This window comes from Pseudomonas sp. HN11 (genome assembly GCF_021390155.1).
In the GTDB taxonomy this organism is placed as follows: domain Bacteria; phylum Pseudomonadota; class Gammaproteobacteria; order Pseudomonadales; family Pseudomonadaceae; genus Aquipseudomonas.
This window is the reverse complement of sequence record NZ_CP089985.1, coordinates 5,760,498-5,786,075: the sequence shown is the minus strand read 5'-3', so window position 1 is coordinate 5,786,075 and position 25,578 is coordinate 5,760,498. Positions and strand designations below refer to the sequence as shown.

Below are 25,578 nucleotides of genomic sequence, written 5' to 3'. Positions count from 1 at the left end.
CCTGTAGGAAGAGCCATGTCTACAGGCGTAAGAAGCTTACAGGGTCAGGGTCAGGCGTTTTACCAAGGCCCCCGGCAACAGGTTGGAGGCGGTGTTGCGCTGGCTGTAAGTACTGGCCGACAACAGCAGTTCCCGATCAGCGGTCAGGGTTTCCAACTGCGAACCGAGCAGGTTATAGACGCTGTCATCAAAACGCATGGTGCTGACCGGCGCCTTGATCTCGCCGTCTTCCACCCAAAATGTGGCAAAGCGCGTCATGCCGGTCAGGCGTGCCGCCGGCAGGTCCGAATAGTTCAGGTACCACAGGTTGCTGATGTACAGCCCGGTGCCCAACTGCTTGAGGATATCGGCCTGGGCCAGGCTGCCGGCGGCCATCTGCAAGGCGCTGGGCGATTCATCACTGCTTGCACCGTTGGTGCTCAAACCGTATTCGGCGGCGCTGCGCGAGTTGATCAACTGGCCGTCGGCTTTCCCCGCCTTGATCAGCGTGACGTCGCCGCGTGGGTAACCTTCGGTGGAAAACGCCTGGCTCAGGGAGCCGCTGATCTGTTCAGTCAATGTCACCAGCGGGCTCAGGGACTGTTCACCGGCATACAGCTTTTGCAGCGAGCTGCCTTTGCTGGCGATGGCCTGGGCGGAAAACCCGCCCCAGGTGATGATGCTGATGATTTCTTCAATCGCCGCCGGGGCGAGGTAGGCGCGGTATTGTCCGGGCGCCAGTTTGTGCAGTGGACGGCCGAGGAACTCAAGCTGCTCGCGGGCCTGCTGGAAGCGCGCGGCGAACTCGGCGCTGTCCCAGGTGTGCCCGGCGTAGCTGGCCTTCACGGCTTCGCCATTGGCGTGGAACAGGCTGAAATCGAAGTTAAAGCTATTGGCACGGTGCCAGCCGAAGGCGCCGTCGGAGCTGGCAAAGCCACGGCTGATAGGGCCGGCGGCATAAAAACCCACCAGATCGACGCCTTCTGCTGCCTGGCTGATGTCTTGCAGCACTTGGGCCAATGCCGGCAAGGGCCGAGTCTGTTCGTTGTTGCTCTGCCAGGCGTTGTGATTGAGCAGCAGGTAAGGATCCTGCGGCAGCAACGGCAAGGTTTCACGCAATTGCTGCAGGCCATCGGCCAAACGTTGGCGGTCCAGCTCGGGCTCGCCGGCTAGGGTGATGCCCAGGTCGGCGTGGCGACCATCGTTGATCAGTTTCAGGTTGAGGCTGGCCTGTTGCACCTGGCCGGCCTGGCGCACCTTGGCGTGGTTGAAACGCACGAACTCGGACGCTTCGTCCGCATAGCCGAGGTGGAATTGTTCGTTGGCGGTGATGGCCTGCTTGAGCCATTCCACCAGTGCCTTGAAGTTGTTCATCAGGCGTCTCCCCCAAATACGTCGACATCACTGAATACGCAGGCCGGCGACGCATGGCCAACGCGGATCACCTGGTTGGGTTCGCCTTTGCCGCAGTTCGGCGTGCCCAAGACCTTGAAGGTGCTGGCATCGCCAACCGCACTGAGGTTGCGCCAGAAGTTGGCAGAAATGGCACGGTAGTTGGGGTTCTTCACCACGCCTTTCAGCTCGCCGTTCTCGATCAGTTGGCCCCATTCGCAGCCGAACTGGAATTTATTGCGCGCATCGTCGATGGACCATGAACGGTTGGTCGACATCAGAATGCCGTTTTCGATGCCGCCGATCAGTTGCGCAAGGCTCTTGTCGCCCGCTTCGATGTTCAGGTTGGCCATGCGGTCGATGGGCGCACGGTTCCAACTGCTGGCCCGGCTGTTGGCCACGCCATTCATGCCCGAACGGAATTGCGACAGCGCACCGCCCAGCGGTTTGAGCAGCAGCCCTTCGCGGATCAGGAACTGCTTGCTGGCGGGCGTGCCGTCGTCGTCATGACTGTAGCTGGCGAGTTGCTCGGGGATGTCCGGGTCGAACGTCACGTTGAGCAACTTGGAGCCATATTGCAGATGGCCGAAGTCGCTGGCCTTCACAAAACTGGTGCCGGCGTAATTGCGCTCGTCACCGAGGATGCGGTCCAGTTCCAGCGGGTGGCCGATGGATTCGTGGATCTGCAGGATCATCTGGTCAGGCATCAGCAACAGGTCGCGCGGGCCGTTGGGGGTGTTGGGCGCGAGCAGCAGTTGCAGGGCTTCGTCGGCGATGCGTGGCGCGGCACCGACCAGGCCGAAGCGGCTGATCACCTCAAAACCGCCTTGCTGGCCGAAGTTGCTGCCGCCGAGGGTGCGGGTCTGGCTGTCGTTGCCGTCATAGGCAGTAACGTTGACGCCGGGGAACACGAAACGCTGGGCCTGGCGCAGCTCGGCGCCGGCGTTATTGAGGTAGATCTGCTCGACGTGGGTCAGTCCGAGGCTGATTTCCCAGCTCACCAGGCGCTCGTCCGTGGGCACGGCGGCGGATTCGTCGCCCAGCAGTTGGTAGCAGTCGCTCAGGGACGGGAACGGCTGGTTGAGCTCGGGGGACAGGTAGTCCGCCACATCGCTGGAGACGTGCTGGTCGCGCAGGTCGAGCAGGGCGTGGGGCAAGATTTGCCGGGCTTGCTGTTCGGCGCGCTCAAGGGCGGCTTGCAGGCCAGGCAGGGAAATGTCGTTGGTCGCCGCATAGGCTTCCACACCGTTGAGACGCACGGTGAGCATGGCGCCCTCGTCGTGGTTCAGGTGGGGAGGTTCGGCGACGTTTTTGCGCACGGCCAGGTATTGGCCGGATTCGCGTACATAGCGCAGCGAGAAAAACTCCGCAGAGGTGCGCAGGGCACTGAAATGCTGTTTGAGTGTGGCGTGATGGTCGAACATGGGGCCTTCCTTGTGGGCAGCTCAGCGCGGGCAGGCAAACAGAGTAGGCCTGGGGTGCTTAGCTGATCAAGGAGAGGCGATCATTGGAGTGAGCGGGGCAAGCCCGCTCACTCCAGGGTGTATCAGTTACTGCGCAGTAGGCCCCACTTCACGCATCGGCTTGCCACGCACCGGCGCATCGCCCGCCACGTAGTAGTCGGCGGTGCTACGCGGCAATGGCTGGCGGCCACGGATCTTGTCGGCGATTTTCTCGGCGATCATGATCGTCGGCGCGTTCAGGTTGCCGGTGGTGATGATCGGCATGATCGAGGCATCCACCACACGCAGGCCTTGCATGCCATGCACGCGGCCTTCGCCGTCCACGACCGCCATGTCGTCGGTGCCCATCTTGCACGAGCAGGACGGGTGGAACGCGGTTTCAGCGTGCTCGCGGATGAACTTGTCCAGTTGCTCATCGGTTTGCACGTCAATGCCGGGGCTGATTTCGCGGCCACGGTACGGGTCCAGTGCCGGCTGCTGCATGATTTCACGGGTCAGGCGGATGCCGTCGCGGAATTCCTGCCAGTCCTGTTCGGTGGACATGTAGTTGAAGAGGATGCTCGGGTAGTCCCGTGGGTTCTTCGACTTCAGCTGGATACGGCCACGGCTCGGCGAACGCATGGAACCCATGTGCGCCTGGAAACCGTGTTCTTTCACACCGTTGCTGCCGTTGTAGTTAATCGCCACCGGCAGGAAGTGGTACTGGATGTTCGGCCATTGGAACTCTTCACGGGTACGGATAAAACCGCCTGCTTCGAACTGGTTGCTGGCGCCGATGCCGGTGCCGTTGAACAGCCACTCGGCACCGATGGCCGGTTGGTTGTACCAGAGCAGCGATGGGTACAGCGATACCGGTTGGGTGCAGGCGTATTGCAGGTACAGCTCAAGGTGGTCCTGCAGGTTTTCGCCGACGCCTGGCAGATCGTGGACCACCGGGATGTCGAGGCTTTCCAGCAGCTTGGCCGGACCGACGCCGGAGCGTTGCAGCAGTTGCGGCGAAGCGATCGCGCCGCTGCACACCAGCACTTCTTTACGGGCGCGGGCTTCAACGCGCTCTTCGGCGGCGCCGATCAAGTAACGCACGCCAACGGCACGCTTGCCTTCGAACAATACTTTGTCAGTCAGGGCGTGGGTGACGATGGTCAGGGTCGAACGCTTCTTGGCGGTGTCCAGGTAACCGCGCGCGGTGCTGGCACGACGGCCTTTTGGCGTGACGGTACGGTCCATCGGGCCGAAGCCTTCTTGCTGGTAGCCGTTCAAGTCTTCGGTACGCGGGTAGCCAGCTTGCACGCCGGCTTCCACCATGGCGTGGAACAGTGGATTGTTACCGGCTTTAGGCGTGGTCACGCTGACCGGGCCATCACCGCCGTGCCAGTCGTTCGGGCCGATGTCGCGGGTTTCGGCCTTGCGGAAATACGGCAGGCAATCCAGATAGGTCCAGTCTTCCAGGCCTGGCAATTTCGCCCAGTTGTCGTAGTCCATGGCGTTGCCACGGATATAGCACATACCGTTGATCAGCGAGGAACCGCCGAGGCCCTTGCCGCGACCGCACTCCATGCGACGGCCGTCCATGTGTGGCTCTGGATCGGTCTCATAGGCCCAGTTGTAGCGGCGGCCTTGCAGTGGGAAGGCCAGGGCGGCGGGCATCTGGGTACGGAAGTCCAGGCGGTAGTCCGGGCCGCCGGCTTCCAGCAGCAGGACGGTGACGCCTTCGTCTTCGGTCAGACGGGTCGCCAGGGTGTTACCGGCGGAGCCGGCGCCAACAATGATGTAGTCGTATTCTTGAGTCATTTGTACTCCGGGGGAGCTGCTAGCTCCAAGCTTCAAGCTGCAAGAAAGAGCAGCGAGCGGTGTATCTGGGAGGTGCGGCAAACCAAACTGCTTTTACTTGCAGCTTGAAGCTTGCCGCTGATAGCTGGATCAGCTAATCAAAATACCGAAGCGTACTCACCCAGCTCGACTTGCACGGACTTGATGCGCGTGAAGTTATTGAGCGAGCTGATCCCGTTCTCACGGCCCACACCGGATTGCTTGTAGCCACCGACCGGCATCTTCGCATCGGACTCGCCCCAGGCGTTGATCCAGCAGATACCCGCTTCCAGCTGATGAATCACGCGGTGGGCGCGGTTCAGGTCCTTGGTCACCAGGCCAGCGGCCAGGCCGAAGTCGGTGTCGTTGGCGCGGCGGATCACTTCTTCTTCGGTTTCATAGGTGAGGATGCTCATCACCGGGCCGAAGATTTCTTCACGCACGATGACCATGTCGTCGGTGCAGTCGGTGAACACGGTCGGGGCCACGTAGGCGCCTTTGGCGAAGTCGCCGTCGGTCAGGCGGTTGCCGCCGCACAGCAGGCGGGCGCCTTGCTCTTTACCCTTGGCGATGTAGCCCAGCACGCTTTCCATGTGGGCAAAGCTGACCAGTGGACCGAAGTTGGTGTTGTCGTCCTGCGGGTCGCCCACACGGATGCGCGCAACGCGCTCGACGATCTTGGCTTCGAACGCCGCTTGCAGATGCTTCGGTACAAACACGCGAGTGCCGTTGGTGCAGACCTGGCCGGAGCTGTAGAAGTTGGCCATCATCGCGATGTCGGCGGCGCGATCCAGGTCGGCATCGTCGAAGATGATCAGCGGGGACTTGCCGCCCAGTTCCATGGTCACTTCTTTCAACGAAGAACTGGAAGCGCTGGCCATGACTTTCTTGCCGGTGTCGGTGCCGCCGGTGAACGAGACTTTCTCGATGCGCGGGTGCTCTGTCAGCCAGGTGCCGACTTCACGGCCGCTGCCTGTCAAGACGTTGAACACGCCAGCCGGAACACCGGCTTCGGTGTAGATCTCAGCCAGTTTCAGGGTGGTCAGCGAGGTGACTTCGCTTGGCTTGAAGATCATCGCGTTACCGGCGGCCAGGGCCGGCGCGGATTTCCACAGGGCGATCTGGATCGGGTAGTTCCAGGCGCCGATACCGGCGACCACGCCCAGCGGCTCGCGGCGAGTGTAGACAAACGACGTGTCGCGCAACGGAATCTGCTCGCCTTCGATGGCCGGCACCAGGCCTGCGTAGTATTCCAGCACGTCAGCGCCGGTAACGATGTCGACGTATTTGGTTTCGGAGAAGGCTTTACCGGTGTCCAGGGTTTCCAGGGCGGCCAACTCATCGTTGCGCTCACGCAGGATATCGACGGCGCGACGCAGGATGCGCGAACGCTCCATGGCGGTCATCGCAGCCCAGATTTTCTGGCCTTTTTCGGCGCTGACCACGGCACGTTCAACGTCTTCTTTAGTAGCGCGTTGCACTTGGGCGAGAACTTCACCGTTAGCCGGGTTGATGGCTTCGAAGGTGGCATCGCTGCCAGCGTCGCTGTAGCCGCCGTCAATGTAGAGTTTTTGCAGTTCGAAACGGGCCATAAAGTCCTCGCAAGTGCATAAGTGGTTGGCGTTGACCGCCGCACCGTAAGCCGGGGCGACAGCGTTCAGGGGTTGAGCGGTTATGTGTGCTCTAACTCACCTGCTTGGCCAATTGGAAATCCATGTATTCGTAAGCGATCCGTTGCGCCTGCTCCGTGTCGAAAGCGTCTCCCGACAGGGCGCCGCGCAACCACAAACCGTCGATCAGGGCCGCCAGGCCTCGGGCTGCGCTGCGTGCATCTTCCAGCGGCAACACACGGCGGAACTGGCAGCACAGGTTGGAATACAGACGGTGATCGTTGATCCGCTGCAACCTGTGCAAAGACGGGTGGTGCATGCTGGTGGCCCAGAAGGCCAGCCAGGTTTTCATTGCCGGACCGTTGACCTGGCTGGCGTCGAAGTTGCCGCCGATGATCACCTGCAGGTGAGCACGGGGGCTGTCGTCCGTGAGCGCAAGCCTGCGTTCGTGGACGTTCTCGATCAGCACATTCATCAAGTACCGCATCGTCGCGGCGATCAGGCCGTTCTTGTCCTGAAAGTAGTGACTGATGATGCCGTTCGAGACGCCGGCCAAACGGGCGATCAGCGCAATGCTGGCATCTCCCATTCCGACCTGATCGATGGCCGTAAGCGTGGCTTCGATCAACTGCTGGCGGCGTATGGGTTGCATACCGACCTTGGGCATGTAGCACCTCTCCTTAGGCCTGCCGATGGGCGATCAACGTCCGTCGGCTTGAGGGCCAGTCTATTTTGTTTTGATTGAACGTTCAATCAACAAAGAATAAGATCTGCGACAAATGGTCGCGTCCTACAGGTGTTTCTTACCTGAAGGCGCGACATCCGACACCTGGTTAAACCCCTGAAACGTCCCTGGGCACTGCGCTCATGGGGTGCAGGGATTTAAGGGGTGTCTTTATAACACCCGTCCGTCGACTGCCGAAAAATCGATGTCCCGGGATAACCGTTGCCTTGTGTTTCTCTCTCGCACTGCCCGGAGCATCTGCGCCATGAGTTCTGCCTCTCTTATAAAGACCCCGCCGGAAAAGGTGCGGGTCAACGGTTGGGTGTTCTACACCTCCACCGCGTTGATTCTGTTGTTGACTGCCATTCTGATCATCGCCCCGCAGGAGGCCGGGCGCATGCTCGGTGTCGCCCAGGCGTGGCTGTCGAAAAGCTTCGGCTGGTACTACATGGTGGTCATCGCCGCCTACCTGGTGTTTGTGGTGGGTCTGGCGTTTTCCTCCTATGGCAAGTTGAAACTGGGCAGCAAGGACGACACCCCGGACTTCAGTTACGGCGCCTGGGCCGGCATGTTGTTCTCCTCGGGCATCGGCATCTCGCTGTTGTACTTCGGTGCTTCCGAGCCGCTGGACCACTACTTCAACCCGCCCGAAGGCGCTGCCGCCAGCAATGGCGCCGCACGCCAGGCGCTGCAACTGACCTTCCTGCATTGGGGCCTGCACGGCTGGGCGATCTATGCCCTGGTCGGCCTGGCCGTGGCGTACTTCGCGTATCGCCATAACCAGCCGCTGGCCCTGCGTTCGGCGCTGTACCCGCTGGTGGGCGAGCGTTGGGTGAAAGGCGCGGCCGGCCACGCGGTGGATGGTTTCGGCATGTTCGTGACCCTGCTGGGCCTGGTAACGAACCTGGGGATCGGTTCGATGCAGGTGTCGTCCGGGTTGGAAAACCTGTTTGGCATGGAACACAGCAACACCAACCTGCTGATCGTGATCATCGTGATGAGCACCGTGGCAACCATCGCCGCCGTGTCGGGTGTGGAGAACGGCATTCGCCGCCTGTCCAACCTTAACATCGTGTTGTTCAGCGGCTTGCTGATCTTCGTGCTGTTGTTCGGCCCGACTCTGCATCTGCTCAACGGCTTGGTGCAGAACACCGGTGACTACCTTAACGGCATCATCCTGAAAACCTTCGACCTCTACGTGTACGAAGGCGATGCCGACAAGACCGAGCGCTGGATGGGCCTGTGGACCCTGTTCTACTGGGCCTGGTGGATTTCCTGGGCGCCATTCGTAGGCATGTTCATCGCGCGTATTTCCCGTGGTCGCACAGTGCGCGAGCTGGTGGCGGGCGTGCTGCTGATCCCGTTGGGCTTCACCCTGGCGTGGCTGTCGATCTTCGGTAACTCGGCCCTGGACCTGGTGCTGAACCACGGCGCGGTGGAGCTGGGCAAGACCGCACTGGAACAGCCGTCCATGGCGATCTACCAGTTGCTTGAGCATTACCCAGCGTCGAAAGTCGTCATCGGCGTGTCGATCTTCGTGGGTTTCGTGCTGTTCCTGACCCCGGCGGATTCCGGCGCGGTGATGATGGCCAACCTGTCCTGCAAAGGCGGCAATGTGGATGAAGATGCGCCGCACTGGCTGCGAATCTTCTGGTCGGCGGTGATCACCCTGGTGACCATCGGCTTGCTGTTCGCCGGCAACTTCGAAGCCATGCAGACCATGGTGGTGCTGGCGGGGCTGCCGTTCTCGGTGGTGTTGATCTTCTTTATGTTTGGCTTGCACAAGGCCATGCGCCAGGACGTGGCCATCGAACAGGAGCAGGCGCAATTGGCCGAGCGTGGCCGTCGTGGTTTCAGCGAGCGTTTGACCGCGTTGGACTTGCAACCGAGCCAAGGCACCGTGCAGCGTTTCATGGACAAACACGTGACGCCAGCGCTGGAAGAAGCGGCGACGGCCTTGCGTGAACAGGGGCTGCAAGTGCAGACGTTGCTCGGTAAGTCCAAGCGCTGCATTGGTGTGCGCATCGAGATGGAAGAGGGCAACCCGTTTGTCTACGAAGTGAGCCTGGATGCTTACTCGTCGGCACCGACCGATCTGCCCGAAGAAGAGCGCACCCGTTACTACCGTGCCGAGGTGTACCTGCACAACGGACCTCAGGAATACGACCTGATGGGCTTCACCCAGGAACAGATCACCCGGGATGTGCTCGATCAGTTTGAAAGCCATCGGCAGCTCCTTGGCCGTGTCTATAGCTGATAGTTGAAGCGAGCGGCGCCTTCACTGGCGCCACTTTTTTATGTTGTACATAGATCAAAATGTGGGAGCGGGCTTGCTCCCACCTTTGCTTTGCGGTGTGGCTTAACCCAGGTTTTTGCCTAAGAGAGCGTGATACAGCTCACTGTCTCCGAGAATTCCCACCACCTGGTTGTTGTCATGCAACACCAGCTTGTTCCCGGTGTGATAACGAATCTGCAACGCATCGCGCATGCCGATATTCGAATCCACCAGCGTCGGCACTCGGCCCAAACCTTCCACCGCTTGCCCTGGCGCCCAGTTCTGCAGGTTCATCACCGCGCCATTCTGGCGAGCACCCTTGATGGTGTTGCCTTCGGCCAAGTCCAGCCACGAGTCGCCGCCCGGGTCCAGGCACACTGAACCGTTCACACGCTTGCAGTTGTCCAGGGTGCGCATAAGGCTGCGGCCGCACAGCACGTTCAGCGGGTTGGTATGGGCGACGAACGTCCGCACGTAGTCATCCGCCGGGTTCAGCACGATCTCTTCCGGCACGCTGTACTGGATGATCTTGCCGTCTTTCATGATCGCGATGCGGCTGCCCAATTTGAGCGCCTCGTCGAGGTCGTGGCTCACGAACACGATGGTCTTGCTCAGCTTGCGTTGCAGTTCCAGCAGCTCGTCCTGCAGACCCTGGCGGATCAGCGGGTCAAGGGCGGAGAAGGGTTCGTCCATCAGCAGGATGTCGGCGTCCATCGCCAACGCACGGGCCAGGCCGACGCGCTGTTGCATGCCGCCGGAGAGTTCGTCAGGCTTCTTGTTACGCCATTGGGTCAGGCCCACCAGCTCGAGTTTTTCATCCACCAGCTTGCGTCGGTCTTTCTCAGGGCGGCCTTGCATTTCCAGGCCGAAGCTGATGTTTTCGCGCACTGTCAGCCAGGGCATCAGGGCGAATTTCTGGAACACCATGGCGATGCGTTTGGTGCGCATCATTTTCAGCTCTGCGGGTGTGCAGGAGGCGATGTCGATCTGGCGACCTTCATGCTCCACGAACAGCTGGCCACGGCTCACAGTATTAAGACCGTTGATGCAGCGCAACAGGCTGGATTTGCCGGAACCCGACAGGCCCATCAGCACGCAGATCTCGCCTTTTTCGATGTCCAGGCTGGCTTTTTCCACGCCGACAATCTGGCCGGTTTTTTTCAGGATTTCGTTACGGCTCATGCCCTGGTCCAGCAGCTTGAGTGCTTCACGTGGGTCTTTGGAGAAGATCACGTCGACATTGTCGAATCGGATAATGCTCATGCATCACCCCCTACTTTAGCGTCCGGTTGTTTGCAGATGCGGTCGAGCATGATGGCCAGCAGTACGATCGCCAGGCCGGCTTCAAAGCCCAAGGCGATATCGGCGGTGTTCAGCGCGTTGACCACGGGTTTGCCGAGGCCGTCGGCGCCTACCAGGGCTGCGATCACCACCATCGACAACGACAGCATGATGCATTGGGTAATGCCGGCGGCAATGCTCGGCATGGCGTGGGGCAGTTCGATGCGCGAGAGCAACTGACGGCGCGAGCAGCCAAAGGCCTTGCCGGCGTCCATCAACTCTTGCGGTACATCGCGGATACCCAGGTAAGTCAGGCGGATCGGCGCGGCAATCGCGAACACCACCGTGGAAATCAGCCCGGGCACCACACCCAGCCCGAAGAGGGTCAGGGTAGGGATGAGGTAGACGAAGGTCGGTACGGTCTGCATCAGATCGAGCACCGGCCGCATCATGGTGTAGAACAGCGGTTTGTGCGCGGCAACGATGCCCAGCGGCACGCCGATGACCACGCAGACCAGGGTGGCGAACAGCACTTGCGCCAGGGTCTCCATGGTTTCCTGCCAGTACCCCAGGTTGAGGATCAGCAGGAAGGAGGCGATGACAAAAACAGTCAGTCCCCATTTACGTTGGATAAAGTGAGCCAGCAGCGCAATCAGACCGATCAATGCCAGCGGATTGAACCAGGTCAGCGCGAACGTCACGCCGTGGATCATCGTTTCCAGTGTCGATGCGATTGCGTCGAAGTAGTTGGCGCCGTGTTGGGTCAACCATTCGACGAAGGCAGCGATGTACTGGCCTAGTGGGATTTTCTGTTCAGTCAGCATGGTAGTGAATGTCCACATGCGAAGAGGGAAAACATCCCGGGGCAGCGCACCGCCCCGGGGACAACATTACTTGGCGAGGTAGGCTTTAACGGCGTCGAGTCCTGGTTTGCCATCTACGGTGGTGACACCGGCGAGCCAGGTGTCGAGGACTTGCGGGTTCTTTTTCAGCCAGGCTTTTGCCGCGGCGTCGGGTTTCATCTTGTCGTCCAGGACATTACCCATCAGGGTGCTTTCCATGTTCAGGGTGAACACCAGGTTTTTCAGCAACTGACCCACGTTGCTACATTCCTCGGTGTAGCCCTTGCGGGTGTTGGTGTAGATGGTGGCCTGGCCGTAGTTGGGGCCGAACGAGTCGTCACCCCCGGTCAGGTATTTCATCTTGAAGCGGGTGTTCATCGGATGCGGTTCCCAGCCGAGAAACACGATGGCCTGGTCGCGCTTGGTGGCGCGTTCGACCTGGGAGAGCATGCCGGCTTCGCTGGACTCAACCACTTTGAAACCCGCGGTTTTCAATCCGAAAGCATCTTTGTCGATCAGGGTCTGGATGGTGCGGTTGCCGTCATTGCCCGGCTCGATGCCATAGATCTTGCCGCCCAGCTCATCCTTGAATTTGGTGATATCGGCGAAGTCCTTGAGGCCTTTGTTGTACAGCGCTTCCGGGACAGCCAGGGTGTACTTGGCGTTCTCCAGGTTGGCGCGCACGGTTTCCACGGTGCCGGCATCGCGGTACTGCTTGATGTCGTTTTCCATGGTCGGCATCCAGTTGCCGAGGAAGATGTCCATGTTTTTGCCGTCGGCCAGGGACTTGTAGGTCACTGGTACGGAAATCATCGTGGTGCGCGGCTTGTAGCCCAGGCCCTTGAGGATTTCGCTGGTGGTCGCGGTGGTGACAGTGATGTCGGTCCAGCCGACATCGGAGAAGTTGACGGTCTTGCACTGTTCCGGTTCTGCAGCGTGCGCCATGACTGGCAGACTCAGCATGGCGGCCAACAACAACTGGGGTGAACCTTTCATCGGGGTAGACTCCTGTGTTTTTTCTGGCGGCATTCGCCGCGCTTTATAGGTGTTGCGGTTGGTGCGTGCGACAACAGCTCTGGCACGGTGCCTTGCAAACGAGTCGAGACTGATCATGTACCAGTGAAAATCTGACGCCTACAGGGGGCGTCGTATCCAGTACAGGGATGGTCGTATCCAGTGTCGGTGACGTCGCTTACAGATTTTTCCAGAGGCGAAACCGCAGTTTTTGCCCATCTGCACCGCTTAAAACGGCCAAAACGCTGGTTCGCACGTGAGCGGCGTTAGTGAGCATGGTTACGTCGGTGTGAGACGCCGTGACAGCGGATAAAAGCTAGATGATGCCGCCATCTGGGCGATTTGAGCGTAGCAGCTGGCCCGTGCTTATCGAGGAGTTCCACGGCAATGGCTATCAGTGTTTTCGACCTGTTCAAGATCGGCATCGGGCCTTCGAGTTCTCACACCGTCGGCCCCATGCGCGCCGCGGCGTTGTTCGTTCAAGGGTTACGTGAACGTGAACTGTTGGAACAAGTGCGACGCGTCGAAGTTCAGCTCTACGGCTCCTTGTCCGCCACCGGCATTGGTCACGGCAGCGACACCGCGACCATCATGGGCCTGATGGGCGAATGGCCGGATGTGATCGATCCGTCGCAAATCGGCCTGCGCATCCACACCCTGCGCGAAACCGACACGTTGCTGCTGGACGGACGTTTACCGGTGCCCTTCGTCTGGGCACGGGACATGCGCCTGCTCGATGAAAACCTGCCGTTCCATCCCAACGCGATGACGTTGGTGGTATGGGGTGATAGCGGCGAACTGCACCGCGACACCTACTACTCCGTGGGTGGTGGTTTTGTGGTGGATGAAGCCCAGGCGCAAAGCGGCGTGGCCGACATGGACCGTACCGAGCTGCCCTATGATTTTTCCAGCGCGGTCGAGCTGTTGCAGCTGTGCAAGACCCACAACCTGCGCGTCGCCGAGTTGATGCTGGCCAATGAAAAGGTCTGGCGCTCCGAAGAGGAGATCCGCAGTGGCCTGATGAAGCTCTGGCACGCCATGCAGGATTGCGTGGAGCAGGGCCTCAAACACGAAGGCATCCTGCCTGGCGGCCTGAACGTGCGCCGCCGCGCGGCGAAGTTGCACCGCAGCTTGCAGGAATTGAACAAGCCCAACGTAATCGGCTCGACGTTGAGCGCCATGGAGTGGGTGAACCTGTTCGCCCTGGCAGTCAACGAGGAAAACGCCGCCGGTGGACGCATGGTTACCGCGCCCACCAACGGCGCGGCGGGTATCATCCCGGCGGTGCTGCACTACTTCATGAAATTCAGCGAGGAAGTCACCGAAGCCAACGTGGTCGACTACCTGCTCGGCGCGGCGGCGGTGGGGATCCTGTGCAAGAAGAACGCCTCGATCTCCGGTGCCGAAGTCGGTTGCCAGGGCGAAGTAGGCTCGGCCTGCGCCATGGCTGCCGCTGGGTTGGCCGAGATTCTTGGCGCCACGCCGGAACAACTGTGCAACGCCGCCGAAATCGGACTGGAACATAACCTGGGCCTCACCTGCGACCCCGTGGGCGGGCTGGTGCAAGTGCCGTGCATCGAGCGCAATGCAATTGCGGCGGTGAAGGCGATCAACGCAGCGCAAATGGCGCTACGGGGCGACGGCCAGCACTTTATCTCTCTGGACCGGGTGATCCGCACCATGCGCGATACCGGGGCGGATATGCATGACAAATACAAAGAGACATCGCGGGGCGGGTTGGCTGTCAGCGCTGTAGAGTGCTGAGACCGCATCGTCTGCATTCGCGAGCAAGCCTCACATTCGACTGCGTTTCTTCAGGATGTACACGGTCAAATGTGGGAGCGGGCTTGCTCGCGAATGCGGTAGTCCAGACAGCACTGCTCATAAAGTGAACACCGGATCCAAAAGCGCCACCTTTTAGCGCGTCGCAAACAGATAAGTAGCTACCGAACGATTTTCCGCCCTGTCACCTGTCACCCGTGCTTGGGGTGACAGACTTCTCCCACACCCGCAAAGCGCCTTCCCACAAGTGCTACCGATCTGCTCACGCCCCGTGTGCAGACTCCTTGCTACAGGTGATTCTAGCTATTTCCGCACTCGCGGCGCGGGCTTATTTAGACGCGTCATCAGGTCGTTTTTAGGATTTATTGGACGGCCATTCAATTTCAGGCATGGCATTTGCTCTATCAATTCAAAGCCTCTCTTTTCGCTTTCTTACAGGCGGGGATGAAGAGCGCAATAACAAGAGCCTCGCCTGAGGCCATCACCCGCTTTGTGTGAGGAGATACCGCGATGACGTCGTTCAACTCCGGGGCCCAACCCCAGAACCGTGCGCCTCAATCCATCGGCTTTTTGCTGCTGGACAATTTCACGCTGATTTCCCTGGCCTCCGCAGTCGAACCCCTGCGCATGGCCAACCAGCTCTCCGGCCGCGAGCTGTATCGCTGGACGACCCTGAGCGTCGACGGAAACCAGGTGTGGGCCAGCGACGGTCTGCAAATCACCCCCGATGCGTCCATGCACAAAGCCCCGGCCCTGGACACCGTGATCGTGTGCGGCGGCGTGGGCATCCAGCGCACCGTGACCCGTGAACATGTGTCGTGGCTGCAAAGCCAAGCGCGCCAGTCTCGTCGTCTTGGCGCGGTGTGCACCGGCAGTTGGGCCCTGGCCTGCGCCGGTCTGCTCGATGGTTTTGATTGCAGCGTGCACTGGGAATGTCTGGCCTCGATGCAGGAAGCCTTCCCCCGCGTGGCCATGAGCACGCGCCTGTTCACCCTCGACCGAAACCGTTTCACAAGCTCCGGCGGCACCGCGCCACTGGATATGATGCTGCACCTGATCAGCCGCGACCACGGCCGTGAATTGTCGGCTGCCATCTCCGAAATGTTCGTGTACGAACGCATCCGCAACGAGCAGGATCACCAGCGCGTGCCGCTCAAGCACATGCTCGGCACCAACCAGCCGAAGCTGCAGGAAATCGTCGCGCTGATGGAAGCCAACCTGGAAGAACCGATCGACCTGGATGAACTGGCGGTGTACGTCGCCGTCTCCCGTCGCCAGTTGGAGCGGTTGTTCCAGAAGTACCTGCACTGCTCACCGTCGCGCTACTACCTCAAGCTGCGCCTGATTCGCGCGCGGCAGTTGCTCAAGCAAACGCCGATGTCGATCATCGAAGTCGCGTCCGTGTGTGGGTTTGTGTCTACGCCGCACTTCTCAAAGTGCTACCGCGAATACTTCGGCATTCCGCCACGGGATGAGCGTGTGGGTTCCAACACCACCCAGCAGGTGGCGATGATGCCGATTCCGCAGGCGCTGGTGTTGGCACCGTTGTCGGGGCCGATGTCGGCGTTGAGCCAGGCTCGCAATGAGTCGACGTTTGCCAGCGTGAGGCTCTAGACCGAGTCGCCTGCATTCGCGAGCAAGCCCGCTCCCACATTTGGCATTCCAAGGATGGAATGTGGGATCGGGCTTGCTCGCGAAAGCGGTCTATCAGGCACCAGAGTTCTGCTTGAACTGCACCAACGCCGGCAACAACTGCTTATCGATCGCCTGCCGCACCGCCGGCAGGATCGTCGCACTCCCGGTGTACATCTGCTCAACCATGCCCTTGAGCGCTTTGGCCCGCGCTTCACTTAAACCGCGTACCGCACACTCGCAAGCCTGCTCGGCGGTGGCGCCGCTGGACACTTCAAATCCCAGTGAGCGCAATTGGCCCAGCAGGTCATCCTGGTCAATCAAATCCGCGTGCATCATGACGTTTATCCTGGTGAAGGGAACGGGGCTTGACCAGGATTCTGGTAGCCACCCAAGCGGTCGGCAAGGGCAGATTGCACGAATGCCTCAGATGGCTATGAGCATGTCGTTTTCGGGCCACGTACCGACCGTATTAATGGGCACACTGAACTCAAGCAAGCAGCTTGAAGGTTTGGTCACCCTCGGGATGTAACGCTCTCACAAGGCACTCTGCCCCGATCCAGTCACGGCTGGATCGGGGCTTTTTTGTGGGAGCGGGCTTGCTCGCGAAGGGCGCGCTGCGGTCTAGCGTTGCAACACCAAAATGCGGGAGAGCAACTCATCCCTATCGATATAGCACCCCTGGAAATGCCGAGCCCCGGAAGCCGGGTCAAAGGCATTTCGTGCATGCAACGTGCGGCGGTTGTCGAAGCACCACAGCTCACCCGGATTCAAGCGCTTGACCACACGAAAGCGGTCTTCACGTGTCATGGCGATAAAGCGTCGATACGCGCGATACAGCAGCGGCATCTGCGCAACGCTGGTCTCGAACGGCCCACGCAAAAAGTTAGCCATACGAATCTCCGCCACATCCCCCAACGCATCCAATGCAATGATCGGTGCCAGGCGGCGATAGTCGCTGTGCCGGTCCTTGTTGCGAAACTCCACCGGGATTTCACACAGTGCCCTGAACGCTTCGGGATCTTCCGTGCGCAGGGCGTTGGCGATGGCAAACCCATCGACAAAAATGCTCTCGCCGCCGTTGGCGTCGTTCACCAGGCAGTGCAGGAACTGCAGACCCGGCTGCAGCTCCCGCGTGGGCAGATCAGTGTGCAAGGGCAGGTTGAAAGCGGTGTAGGCATTGCTGTCGGCATCGGCCTTGGATTGCACATTGAACAGCACGCCGAAGTTGCTCTCGCGGATGAAGGCAATGCGCTTGGCGACCAGCGCCAGGGAGCCGGGCTCGATGGGGACGCCACGGATTTGCGTCAGGCCTGAATTGCGCAGGGCCAGCAACCATTGCAGCAACGCGTTCGGGTCTTCCATGACTGCCTTATATTCGAAAACCGGCAGTTGGAAGCGACTGTCCCACAGCTGCGATTGGGGCTTTGTCGCACGGCGTTCGGCACGGGATTCGTCGTCGTAGGCATGAGCCCGCAGCCAGCCAGGATCGTACTGGCTGCGGTGGCCGCCGCTCCATTCCACGTTCAGGTTGCCTTGGTCAATGTATGCCGAGACAGCAACGAGATTGGCGTCCACGTCGACAATCTCCAGCACTTGCTCGCGGGTCACACTGTATACGCATTCCGCGCATGGGCAGTTGTCCCGCAGCCATTGATGATGGAACGGGCTGACCCGCCCATCGGCCCAATGTACATGGATCTGATCGTCCAGCACCCGCGCGTCCGCGATGTCGCAGATCTTCGGGTAGGTACGGAAATCGGCAACAGCGGCGGCGGTTTGCATGGTGGCTCCTATTTTTTGGGTGGCAATCCAATCACCCGGCCAAGCAGGGCAGGGGGCGGCAGGTCAGCCTGCCCCGCACTGATAGCCGTAAGTCTTTCCAGCGTGGTCTCGGTGAACGGCGCCGAACTCGGACCCGCCAGATCAACGTGCAGCAGCATCTGCTCGTTGCCCGCCAGTTCTTTCTCATCCCCGACTAAATGCAGGCTGTGATACAGGTGCAGGCGCTTGGCATCAAAGGCGATCAGCTGGGTATGCACCTCCACGTCGGCACCGAGTTTCACTTCGTGCAGGTAGTTGAGGTGCACCTCCAGGGTGAACAGTGAGTGACCACTGACTTCGCGGTTTTCACTGTCCAGGCCCAGGGTGTCCATCAGCGCGTCGGTGGCGTAGCTGAAGATCAGCAGGTAGAACGCGTCACGCAGGTGGCCGTTGTAGTCCACCCAGTCAGGCTGGACCTGAGTGGTGAAGGTAGTAAGTGCGGGCATATCAGGGTTTCCGTTATTCGGCGAAGGTCATGCCGTGCTTGGCCTTGGTGGTTTTCACCGCCTCCAGCACCGCCAGCAGGCAGTCATCACGATAGCGCTCCAGCGCCGAAATGCTGTGTTTGCCCAGTTGATCGCTGGTGCCGTCGACTACATCGTCGATCAGCTTATCGGTCAGCTCCGGTGCCGGCAGGTAGGTCCACGGTAATTGCAGCGCCGGGCCGAACTGCGCCATGAAGTGGCGCATGCCGGCGTCGCCGCCGGCCAGGGTGTAGGTCAGGAAGGTACCCATGAACGACCAGCGCAGGCCCGCGCCAAAGCGGATGGCGTCGTCGATTTCGCCGGTGGTGGCGACGCCGTCATTGACCAGGTGCAGGGCTTCACGCCACAACGCTTCAAGCAGTCGGTCGGCGATAAAGCCGGGGACTTCCTTGCGCACGTGCAGTGGGCGCATGCCGAGGGATTCGTACACTTTGATCGCCGCTTGGACGGCCTGCGGCGCAGTGTTCCTGCCGCCGACCACTTCCACCAGCGGCAACAGGTAGACCGGGTTGAACGGGTGGCCGACCACGCAGCGCTCAGGGTGGGTCGAGCCCTCGTAGAATTCGCTCGGCAACAGGCCGGATGTGCTAGACCCAATCAACGCATTCGGCTTGGCCGCGGCGCTGATTTTGCTGTGCAGGTCGAGTTTCAGTTCCAGGCGTTCCGGGGCGCTTTCCTGAATGAAGTCGGCATCTTTCACGCACTCTTCAATCGTCGCGACAAAGCGCAGGCGGTCTTGGGAGGCACCTGGCGCCAGGCCCTGTTTCTCCAGGGCGCTCCAGGCGTTGGCAACACGTTTGCGCAGCGCAGCTTCGGCACCGGGCGCCGGGTCCCAGGCGATCACGTCCAGGCCGTGGGCCAGGGCGCGGGATACCCATCCGCTGCCGATGACACCGCTGCCCAGGGCGGCGAAGGTTTTGATTTCGGTGATAAAGCTCATGGCAAATTCCTAAAATAGTGGTGGCAGCGATCAACCGCGTTTGGTCAGGCCCATTTTTTTGCGGCCTTCGGCCGGGGTCATGACCCGTGCACCCAGGCGGCTGAGGATGTCGCTCGCCCGCTCAACGAGTTGGCCGTTGGTGGCGAGCACGCCCTTGTCCAGCCACAGATTGTCTTCCAGGCCGACCCGTACGTTGCCGCCCAGCAGCACCGCTTGCGCCGCCATTGGCATTTGCATGCGGCCGATACCGAAGCCAGCCCACACCGCGTCGGCGGGCAGGTTGTCGACCATGGCTTTCATGGTGGTGGTGTCAGCCGGCGCGCCCCATGGGATGCCCAGGCACAGTTGGAACAGCGGGTCGTCGAGCAGGCCTTCCTTGATCATCTGCTTGGCGAACCACAGGTGGCCGGTGTCGAAGATTTCCAGCTCGGCTTTTACGCCCAGCTCCTGGATGCGCTTGGCGCCCGCCCGCAGTTGCGCCGGGGTGGAGACGTAAATAGTGTCGCCATCGCCAAAGTTCAGCGTGCCGCAGTCCAGGGTGCAGATTTCCGGTAGCAGTTCTTCCACGTGGGCCAGGCGGGTCAGCGGGCCGACCAGGTCGGTGTTGGGACCGAACGCCATCGGGTTCTCGCCGCCGCCGATCTCCAGGTCGCCGCCCATGCCGGCGGTGAGGTTGACGATGATGTCGATGTCGGCCTCGCGGATGCGCTCCATCACTTCGCGGTACAGAGCGACGTCGCGGCTGAACTTGCCGGTCTCGGGATCACGCACATGGCAGTGCACAACGGTGGCGCCGGCCTTGGCGGCTTCCACGGCCGCAGCGGCGATTTGCTTGGGGGTGACCGGCACGTGTGGGCTGCGGCTGGTCGTGTCGCCAGCACCGGTGAGTGCGCAGGTGATGATGACGTCGTGGTTCATTGGGCGGTTCCTTACAGGCGTGGTGGTGCCGTTCGCAGCCCGGTTGAGCTGCGATACGGTGGTTCAGAAAAAGTTATTTGCTGGTCAGTTGCAGGTTGGCCGCGGCCGGCTTGCCGTCGAAGGTAGTCACACCTTCCAGCCAGCGTGCCTGGTCTTGCGGGTGATCCTTGAGCCACTGCCTGGCGGACTCGATAGGGTCCTTATGATCCAGCAACGGCTGCATCATCCGGCTCTCGTCGGCGGCAGTGAAGGTCAGGTTGGTCAGCAGTTTGTACACGTTGGGGCACTGCTCGGCGTAGTTCGGCGCGGTGACGCTCCACACGGTGGCCATACCTTCGTTCGGGCCCAGGGCGTCGTCGCTGCCGGTGAGGTAGGTCATGGCGACGTTGACGTTCATCGGGTGCGGCGCCCAGCCGAAGAACACCACGGCTTCCTTGCGGCGTACCGCGCGGTCGACGGCGGCGAGCATGCCGGCTTCACTGGACTCCACCAGCTGGAACTTGCCCAGGCCGAACTGGTTCTTGGCGATCATCGCCTTGATCTGGGTATTGGCCCCCGAGCCTGGCTCGATGCCGTAGATCTTGCCGGCCAGTTCTTTTTCGAACTTGGCGATGTCGCCGAAGGTTTTCAGGCCTTTGTCTGCCAGGTAGGTAGGCACGGCGAGGGTGGCGCGGGCGTCTTCCAGGCTGGGCTTGTCGAGCACCTTGACTTGCTTGGCGTCGACGAACGGCGTGATGGTCTGGGTCATCAGCGGGTTCCAGTAGCCCAGGAACAGGTCCAGGCGCTGGTCGCGGATGCCGGCGAAGATGATTTGCTGGGAGGCGCTGGTCTGTTTGGTCTTGTAGCCGAGGCCGTCGAGCAACACTTGGGTCATGGCGCTGGTGGCGATTACGTCGGTCCAGTTCACCACGCCCATGCGCACGTTCTGGCAGGATGCCGCGTCGGCAGCCAGTACGTTCGTGCTCAAGATGGCGCTGGCGCTGAGTGCGAGCACACAGCGGCTGATCAGTCGGTTCATGGTGGATCCCTCGGCAGGTCGTTATTGTGGGGGCCGGCGTCTTTGTGCGCCGTGAGGCCAAGTTACGCATGCTGAGGGGCGACAAAACGCACGGCGGCGACCAGCTCTTGCACTGCAGCGACCTGCGCTCTTGAATCCACCCGAGAACGGGAGTATCACAGTGCCACGCTGCCCGTTCGACGAGAGCGCCACCATGTCCCAGGATTTCTACTTTCTGCTGATGCCGGGCTTCTCGGCCATCGGCTTTATCTCCGCGCTCGAACCGTTGCGGGTGGCCAACCGCTTCCGTGGCGAGCTGTACCGCTGGCATGTGCTGAGCGCAGATGGCGGCGCAGTACTGGCGAGCAATGGCATGTCGGTCAACGCCGACGCTGCGCTGGAACCGTTGAAAAAGGGTGCGACGTTATTAGTGGTGGCCGGCTTCGAGCCGCTGCAGTTCGCCACGCCTGCGTTGGAGCACTGGCTGCGCCGCCTCGACCACGATGGCGTGACCCTCGGCGCCATCGACACCGGCGCCTGTGTGCTGGCTGAAGCCGGCCTGCTCGACGGTCACCGCCTGACCCTGCACTGGGAAGCCATCGACGCCTTCAAGGAATCTTATCCACAGCTCACCGTAACCCAGGAGCTGTTCGAGATCGACCGCCGCCGCATCACCTGCGCAGGCGGCACGGCCTCCATCGACCTGATGCTCGACCTGATCGCCCAATCCCACGGTTCGGAGCTGGCGATCCAGGTCTCCGAACAATTCGTGCTCGGCCGCATCCGCCCGCGCAAAGACCACCAGCGCATGCAGATCGCCACACGCTACGGCATCAACAACAAGAAGCTGGTGCAGGTGATCGGCGAGATGGAGCAGCACACTGAGCCGCCCCTGAGCACATTGGCCCTGGCCGAGGCGATCAAAGTGACACGTCGCCAACTGGAGCGCCTGTTCCGTCTGCACCTGAACGACACCCCCAGCAACTTCTACCTTGGCCTGCGCCTGGAAAAAGCCCGGCAGCTCTTACGTCAAAGCGGTATGAGCGTGCTGGAAGTGAGTATTGCGTGTGGGTTTGAATCGCCGTCGTATTTCACCCGCAGTTACCGGGCGCGGTTTGCCAAGTGTCCACGGGAGGATCGGCGACGAGAGGTTATTTGACGGCCAATTATAGTCAATTATACTCGTGACTATAATTTATAGTAATTTACATAATTTGGTATAAAACCATGTCCAAGCACAGCGGCTTTGTATTCCGCCGCCCCACGCTGGCAACCAGTATTGCCGATGGTCTGGTGGGGGCCGGTATCCAGGATTTCACCTCTGGCCTGTTTCTCGCGGCGCCGCGTCGCACGGGCAAAAGTACTTTTTTGCGCGAAGACCTGATCCCGGAGTGTCAGCTTCGCGGGTGGCTGGCGGTGTACGTCGATCTGTGGGCGGACAAAGAAAAAGACCCCGCAGAGTTGATTGCCAGCGCCATCGCCGCAGCGCTGGTTCCCTATGAAAAGGGCATTCGCAAGCTCGCCAAGAACCTTGGGATCGAGAAACTGAGCTTTCTGCGCACGCTGTCCTGGGACTTCAGCAAGCCTCAATTGCCCGTCGGCGCGACGTTGACCCAGGCCTTGGAGTTGCTCCATCACGCGGCGGAAAAACCCGTGGTCCTGGTGATTGACGAGGCGCAGCACGCGTTGACCAGCGATTCAGGCATCAATGCGATGTTTGCGCTGAAGGCTGCCCGGGATCAGCTCAACCAGGGGCGTGACGAGGAAGGCAGTGGTTTGCATCTGGTGTTCACCGGCTCCAATCGCGACAAGCTGGCCCATTTGGTTCTGGGCAAAAGCCAGCCATTCTTCGGCTCCAGCATCACGCCGTTTCCGCTGCTGGGTAAGGCGTTCACGCAAGCCTACACCGCGCACCTCAATGCGCACTTGGCAAAAACCAACCAATTCAGCGCGGCCGATATTGATGAGGCTTTTGAGCTGGTTGGCCGTCGCCCCGAGATGCTTCGTACCATCATTGGTGAAGTGGCGCTGGAGTTGGGTGAGGCGAGCAATTTGGGTCAACTGCTGCACAGCCGCGCCGAACTGTTGCGCGCAGATGTGTGGACCGAATTCGAAAGCGCCTGGAACACTCTCACCATTCCCCAACGTGCCGTGCTGGAAGTGATGGTGGAGCGCTCGCAAACGAACGAACCCTTCGCGCCGTTCACCGACAGCACCCTCATGGCGGTCAGCAAAGCGCTGGAAGACATGGGCAGCGATGTGGTGCCAGGTACCCAGACGATTCAGGCTTGCATCGATGCCCTGCGTGACAAGGAACTGGTGTGGAAGTCGAGCCGGGGAGGGTATGCCCTAGAGGACAAGACCTTTGGTGACTGGTTGCGGCAGAAACGCAAAAACGCCACAACACTGTAGGAGCCGGCTCCTACAAGGGTTGTGTGTGGCTTATTTCTTTAGCAGGGCCGAACACGCCGCCTTGTAGGCTTCGTGCTGGTACTTGTTCAGCGTCGCGGGCAGATCAAAATTGTGCTTCTTGTTCTGCGCATTGATGGTCTGCGGCGACAGCAGCGTGACCTCAACCGCATCCAGCAATTGAAACACCCCTTCAATCTTGAACGTGGTTGGGCCGCCGGCGAATTCACCTTTCTTGCTGCGCTTCTTGATGGCGATACGGGTGATGCCGTGTTCTTGCACAAACACCTTCACCTGCGCGGCAAAGGCTTTGACGTTGGCCGTTTCATCGTCATCGTTCAGGGCGATTTTCTTGGTGGCCAGGGCGACGTGGCTCAGCGTCTGGTTGTCCAGGGAGGTGACAGCGATGATGGCTTCGCTGCCTTTGATTTCGATGCCGCAGATTTTCATGGTTTGGCCTTGAAGGAGGTGAGATGGCGCAGATGGTCGCTTACCTTTCGATGGGGGTCAAAGATACTGCAAATCAGGTTAAGGACTTTTTGATATAAAGGGCTATATATTAGCCGTTATATGATTTTTTATCGTTTATTGGATAACCTGGTATCCATTGTTTAATTTGATTGTTTCGTGCCTGCTACACTTGGCAACACTCATTCGAGGTCGAACCATGGCCCTTACTCATATTCTCTACGCCCCTGGCGAGATTGCCTTGCAGATCGCCGGTAATGCCAAGGCTCTGCGGCTGAGCAAAAACCTTTCTCGCCGAGCTTTGGCAGCCCAGTCCGGAGTGGCTGAATCCACACTCAAGCGGTTTGAAACGACCGGCAAGGTGTCACTGGATGCTTTGTTACTGATCGCGATGAGTCTGGGAGTAGCGGAGCAAATGGCGAATTTGTTCAGTGCACCGCCGCCACTCAGTCTTCAGGAACTAAAAAGCCAAACCAGGCTTCGAGGACGTCGATGAAAAAAGTTTCTGCACTGCACGTGATGTTGCAGGGTTCACGAGTGGGAGAGCTGGTAGATGCGCCTGGCCGGGGCATTTATTTTTCGTATGATCCGAGTTGGCTGGCTAACGGCTTCAACCTGGCGCCGTTGTACATGGACTTTTCTTCCGCGCCTCAGTTGGCGGCAGACACACTGATGTTTGGTGGCCTGCAAGGGGTGTTCAGCGATTCGCTGCCCGATGGCTGGGGGCTCTTGTTGATGGACCGTTTCTTTCGCACGCAATTGGGCATTGAGCGCCGTGCGATCGGCCCATTGGACCGTCTCGCCTATATGGGAAACCGGGGTATGGGGGCGCTGGAGTACAAACCGGTGTTCGAAAAGGGGCCAGAGCAGCACGAACTTGACCTGGCCTCCCTTTACCAGGCTTCACAGGAGGTGCTGTCCGGTGAAGCGAAAGAGGTGATTGAATCACTGCGCCTCGCGGGTGGCTCCCCTGGGGGGGCACGTCCTAAGGCAGTCATTGGGCTTTCATCCGACAAGACGCAAGCTATCTCTTCATTTGGTGAGATGCCGGAAGGTTACGAACACTGGTTGATCAAATTCCGTAGCCAGGAAGAGCATCGTGACAGTGGCGCTATCGAACAGGCCTACGCCATGACGGCTCGTATGGCGGGGATCGAAATCTCCGACTCAGCGTTACTTGAGATAGAGACAGCTAACGCAATAGAGCGTTTTTTCGTCACGCGGCGCTTTGATCGCGTGGGTCTTACAAAGCGACATATGCTCACCGCCGCGGCGATTCTGTATGCCGACTTCCGTATGCCGAGCCTGGATTATGGTGACCTGTTGCGCCTGACCTTCACCATTACCAAAAACGCCAGGGATGTAGAAAAAATGGCTCGACTGATGGTGTTCAACGCGCTGGCCCACAACCGTGACGATCATGCAAAAAACTTCTCGTTCTTTGGCTCATTGGCAGGCTGGCAGATGGCGCCGGCCTACGACCTGACGTTTGCAAATACCAGCGGTCGGGGGAATGAGCACACCAGCGCTTTTGCAGGTGCAGGTCAGCCCTCACGCACGGTAATCAAGAAGGTCTGTGCGCCCTTCAGCTTTCTTGAGCCTGACCTCTACATCGAGCAGACGTTGGAGGCCCTATCGCAGTGGAACCAGCATTGCGCTGACCTCAATATCGACAAAGCACAGCGTGATCACCTGCAGATGGCCTTCAACTCGATAAGGAAGGCGTTTTAGCGG

General features: G+C 60.1%; 22 protein-coding genes. 7 read left to right on the top strand and 15 right to left on the bottom strand.

What is annotated here, in order from left to right; translation table 11 throughout:
- Window positions 1-36: 36 nt before the first annotated feature.
- The 5 genes from LVW35_RS26555 to betI form a co-directional block, all read right to left on the bottom strand.
- On the bottom strand, window positions 37-1,353 hold the full coding sequence (locus LVW35_RS26555; RefSeq protein WP_233892694.1) for a TldD/PmbA family protein: 1,317 nt from the start codon (window positions 1,351-1,353) through the stop codon (window positions 37-39).
- Complete coding sequence (locus LVW35_RS26550) at window positions 1,353-2,795, bottom strand: TldD/PmbA family protein (protein WP_233892693.1); 1,443 nt, start codon at window positions 2,793-2,795, stop codon at window positions 1,353-1,355. The genes LVW35_RS26555 and LVW35_RS26550 overlap by 1 nt, the downstream gene beginning before the upstream one ends.
- A 126-nt stretch (window positions 2,796-2,921) precedes the next feature.
- Complete coding sequence (gene betA / locus LVW35_RS26545; RefSeq protein ID WP_233892691.1) at window positions 2,922-4,625, bottom strand: choline dehydrogenase; 1,704 nt, start codon at window positions 4,623-4,625, stop codon at window positions 2,922-2,924.
- A gap of 137 nt (window positions 4,626-4,762) precedes the next feature.
- The gene (gene betB / locus LVW35_RS26540; RefSeq protein ID WP_233892690.1) at window positions 4,763-6,235 is read right to left on the bottom strand and encodes a betaine-aldehyde dehydrogenase; all 1,473 of its coding nucleotides are present in this window, start codon (window positions 6,233-6,235) and stop codon (window positions 4,763-4,765) included.
- A gap of 91 nt (window positions 6,236-6,326) precedes the next feature.
- Complete coding sequence (gene betI, locus LVW35_RS26535) at window positions 6,327-6,920, bottom strand: transcriptional regulator BetI (RefSeq protein WP_016972880.1); 594 nt, start codon at window positions 6,918-6,920, stop codon at window positions 6,327-6,329.
- A gap of 379 nt (window positions 6,921-7,299) precedes the next feature.
- On the opposite strand from betI, the gene LVW35_RS26530 reads away from it, so the two are divergent.
- Window positions 7,300-9,234 (top strand): BCCT family transporter, encoded by a 1,935-nt coding sequence (locus LVW35_RS26530; protein WP_233896553.1) that lies wholly within the window; start codon window positions 7,300-7,302, stop codon window positions 9,232-9,234.
- 102 nt (window positions 9,235-9,336) lie between these two features.
- Here LVW35_RS26530 and choV read toward each other — a convergent pair whose 3' ends face one another.
- The 3 genes from choV to LVW35_RS26515 all read right to left on the bottom strand — a co-directional run bounded on the left by choV (window position 9,337) and on the right by LVW35_RS26515 (window position 12,371).
- Window positions 9,337-10,515 carry a choline ABC transporter ATP-binding protein gene (gene choV / locus LVW35_RS26525; protein WP_133075421.1) on the bottom strand — a complete coding sequence of 393 codons (1,179 nt, stop codon included), beginning with the start codon at window positions 10,513-10,515 and terminating at the stop codon, window positions 9,337-9,339.
- Window positions 10,512-11,357, bottom strand: a complete 846-nt coding sequence (gene choW, locus LVW35_RS26520; protein ID WP_016972877.1) for a choline ABC transporter permease subunit — start codon at window positions 11,355-11,357, stop codon at window positions 10,512-10,514. Before choW ends, choV begins: the two co-directional genes overlap by 4 nt.
- 66 nt (window positions 11,358-11,423) lie before the next feature.
- On the bottom strand, window positions 11,424-12,371 hold the full coding sequence (locus tag LVW35_RS26515; protein WP_233892689.1) for a choline ABC transporter substrate-binding protein: 948 nt from the start codon (window positions 12,369-12,371) through the stop codon (window positions 11,424-11,426).
- A 405-nt stretch (window positions 12,372-12,776) separates the two neighbouring features.
- Here LVW35_RS26515 and LVW35_RS26510 point away from each other — a divergent pair, with 405 nt between their 5' ends.
- Window positions 12,777-14,153 carry an L-serine ammonia-lyase gene (locus tag LVW35_RS26510; RefSeq protein ID WP_233892688.1) on the top strand — a complete coding sequence of 459 codons (1,377 nt, stop codon included), beginning with the start codon at window positions 12,777-12,779 and terminating at the stop codon, window positions 14,151-14,153.
- Window positions 14,154-14,681: 528 nt separating this feature from the next.
- Window positions 14,682-15,785 (top strand): GlxA family transcriptional regulator, encoded by a 1,104-nt coding sequence (locus LVW35_RS26505; protein WP_233892687.1) that lies wholly within the window; start codon window positions 14,682-14,684, stop codon window positions 15,783-15,785.
- Window positions 15,786-15,878: 93 nt separating this feature from the next.
- Here LVW35_RS26505 and LVW35_RS26500 read toward each other — a convergent pair whose 3' ends face one another.
- From LVW35_RS26500 to LVW35_RS26475, 6 genes are all read right to left on the bottom strand, one after another.
- On the bottom strand, window positions 15,879-16,142 hold the full coding sequence (locus LVW35_RS26500) for a hypothetical protein (RefSeq protein ID WP_010207120.1): 264 nt from the start codon (window positions 16,140-16,142) through the stop codon (window positions 15,879-15,881).
- 285 nt (window positions 16,143-16,427) lie between these two features.
- Complete coding sequence (locus LVW35_RS26495; RefSeq protein WP_233892686.1) at window positions 16,428-17,588, bottom strand: gamma-butyrobetaine dioxygenase; 1,161 nt, start codon at window positions 17,586-17,588, stop codon at window positions 16,428-16,430.
- Between the two features lie 8 nt (window positions 17,589-17,596).
- Window positions 17,597-18,073, bottom strand: coding sequence for a thioesterase family protein (locus LVW35_RS26490; protein WP_233892685.1), 477 nt, complete (start codon window positions 18,071-18,073; stop codon window positions 17,597-17,599).
- Between the two features lie 13 nt (window positions 18,074-18,086).
- The gene (locus LVW35_RS26485; protein ID WP_233892683.1) at window positions 18,087-19,052 is read right to left on the bottom strand and encodes an L-carnitine dehydrogenase; all 966 of its coding nucleotides are present in this window, start codon (window positions 19,050-19,052) and stop codon (window positions 18,087-18,089) included.
- 30 nt (window positions 19,053-19,082) lie between these two features.
- Window positions 19,083-19,970 carry a 3-keto-5-aminohexanoate cleavage protein gene (locus tag LVW35_RS26480; protein WP_233892681.1) on the bottom strand — a complete coding sequence of 296 codons (888 nt, stop codon included), beginning with the start codon at window positions 19,968-19,970 and terminating at the stop codon, window positions 19,083-19,085.
- 73 nt (window positions 19,971-20,043) lie between these two features.
- Window positions 20,044-20,988, bottom strand: a complete 945-nt coding sequence (locus LVW35_RS26475) for a choline ABC transporter substrate-binding protein (protein WP_233892680.1) — start codon at window positions 20,986-20,988, stop codon at window positions 20,044-20,046.
- 193 nt (window positions 20,989-21,181) lie between these two features.
- Between LVW35_RS26475 and LVW35_RS26470 the strand changes: the two genes are divergently transcribed.
- Together LVW35_RS26470 and LVW35_RS26465 are read left to right on the top strand one after the other, a co-directional pair.
- On the top strand, window positions 21,182-22,126 hold the full coding sequence (locus LVW35_RS26470) for a GlxA family transcriptional regulator (protein WP_233896552.1): 945 nt from the start codon (window positions 21,182-21,184) through the stop codon (window positions 22,124-22,126).
- Window positions 22,127-22,194: 68 nt separating this feature from the next.
- Window positions 22,195-23,379 carry an AAA family ATPase gene (locus tag LVW35_RS26465; protein WP_233892679.1) on the top strand — a complete coding sequence of 395 codons (1,185 nt, stop codon included), beginning with the start codon at window positions 22,195-22,197 and terminating at the stop codon, window positions 23,377-23,379.
- A gap of 30 nt (window positions 23,380-23,409) precedes the next feature.
- On the opposite strand, the gene LVW35_RS26460 is transcribed toward LVW35_RS26465, so the two are convergent.
- Window positions 23,410-23,826 carry a DUF3010 family protein gene (locus LVW35_RS26460; protein WP_233892678.1) on the bottom strand — a complete coding sequence of 139 codons (417 nt, stop codon included), beginning with the start codon at window positions 23,824-23,826 and terminating at the stop codon, window positions 23,410-23,412.
- Window positions 23,827-24,043: 217 nt separating this feature from the next.
- Here LVW35_RS26460 and LVW35_RS26455 point away from each other — a divergent pair, with 217 nt between their 5' ends.
- The gene (locus LVW35_RS26455) at window positions 24,044-24,340 is read left to right on the top strand and encodes a helix-turn-helix domain-containing protein (RefSeq protein WP_233892677.1); all 297 of its coding nucleotides are present in this window, start codon (window positions 24,044-24,046) and stop codon (window positions 24,338-24,340) included.
- Window positions 24,337-25,575: a type II toxin-antitoxin system HipA family toxin gene (locus tag LVW35_RS26450; RefSeq protein ID WP_233892676.1), complete on the top strand. Its 1,239-nt coding sequence runs from the start codon at window positions 24,337-24,339 to the stop codon at window positions 25,573-25,575. Before LVW35_RS26455 ends, LVW35_RS26450 begins: the two co-directional genes overlap by 4 nt.
- The last annotated feature ends 3 nt before the right edge of the window (window positions 25,576-25,578 follow it).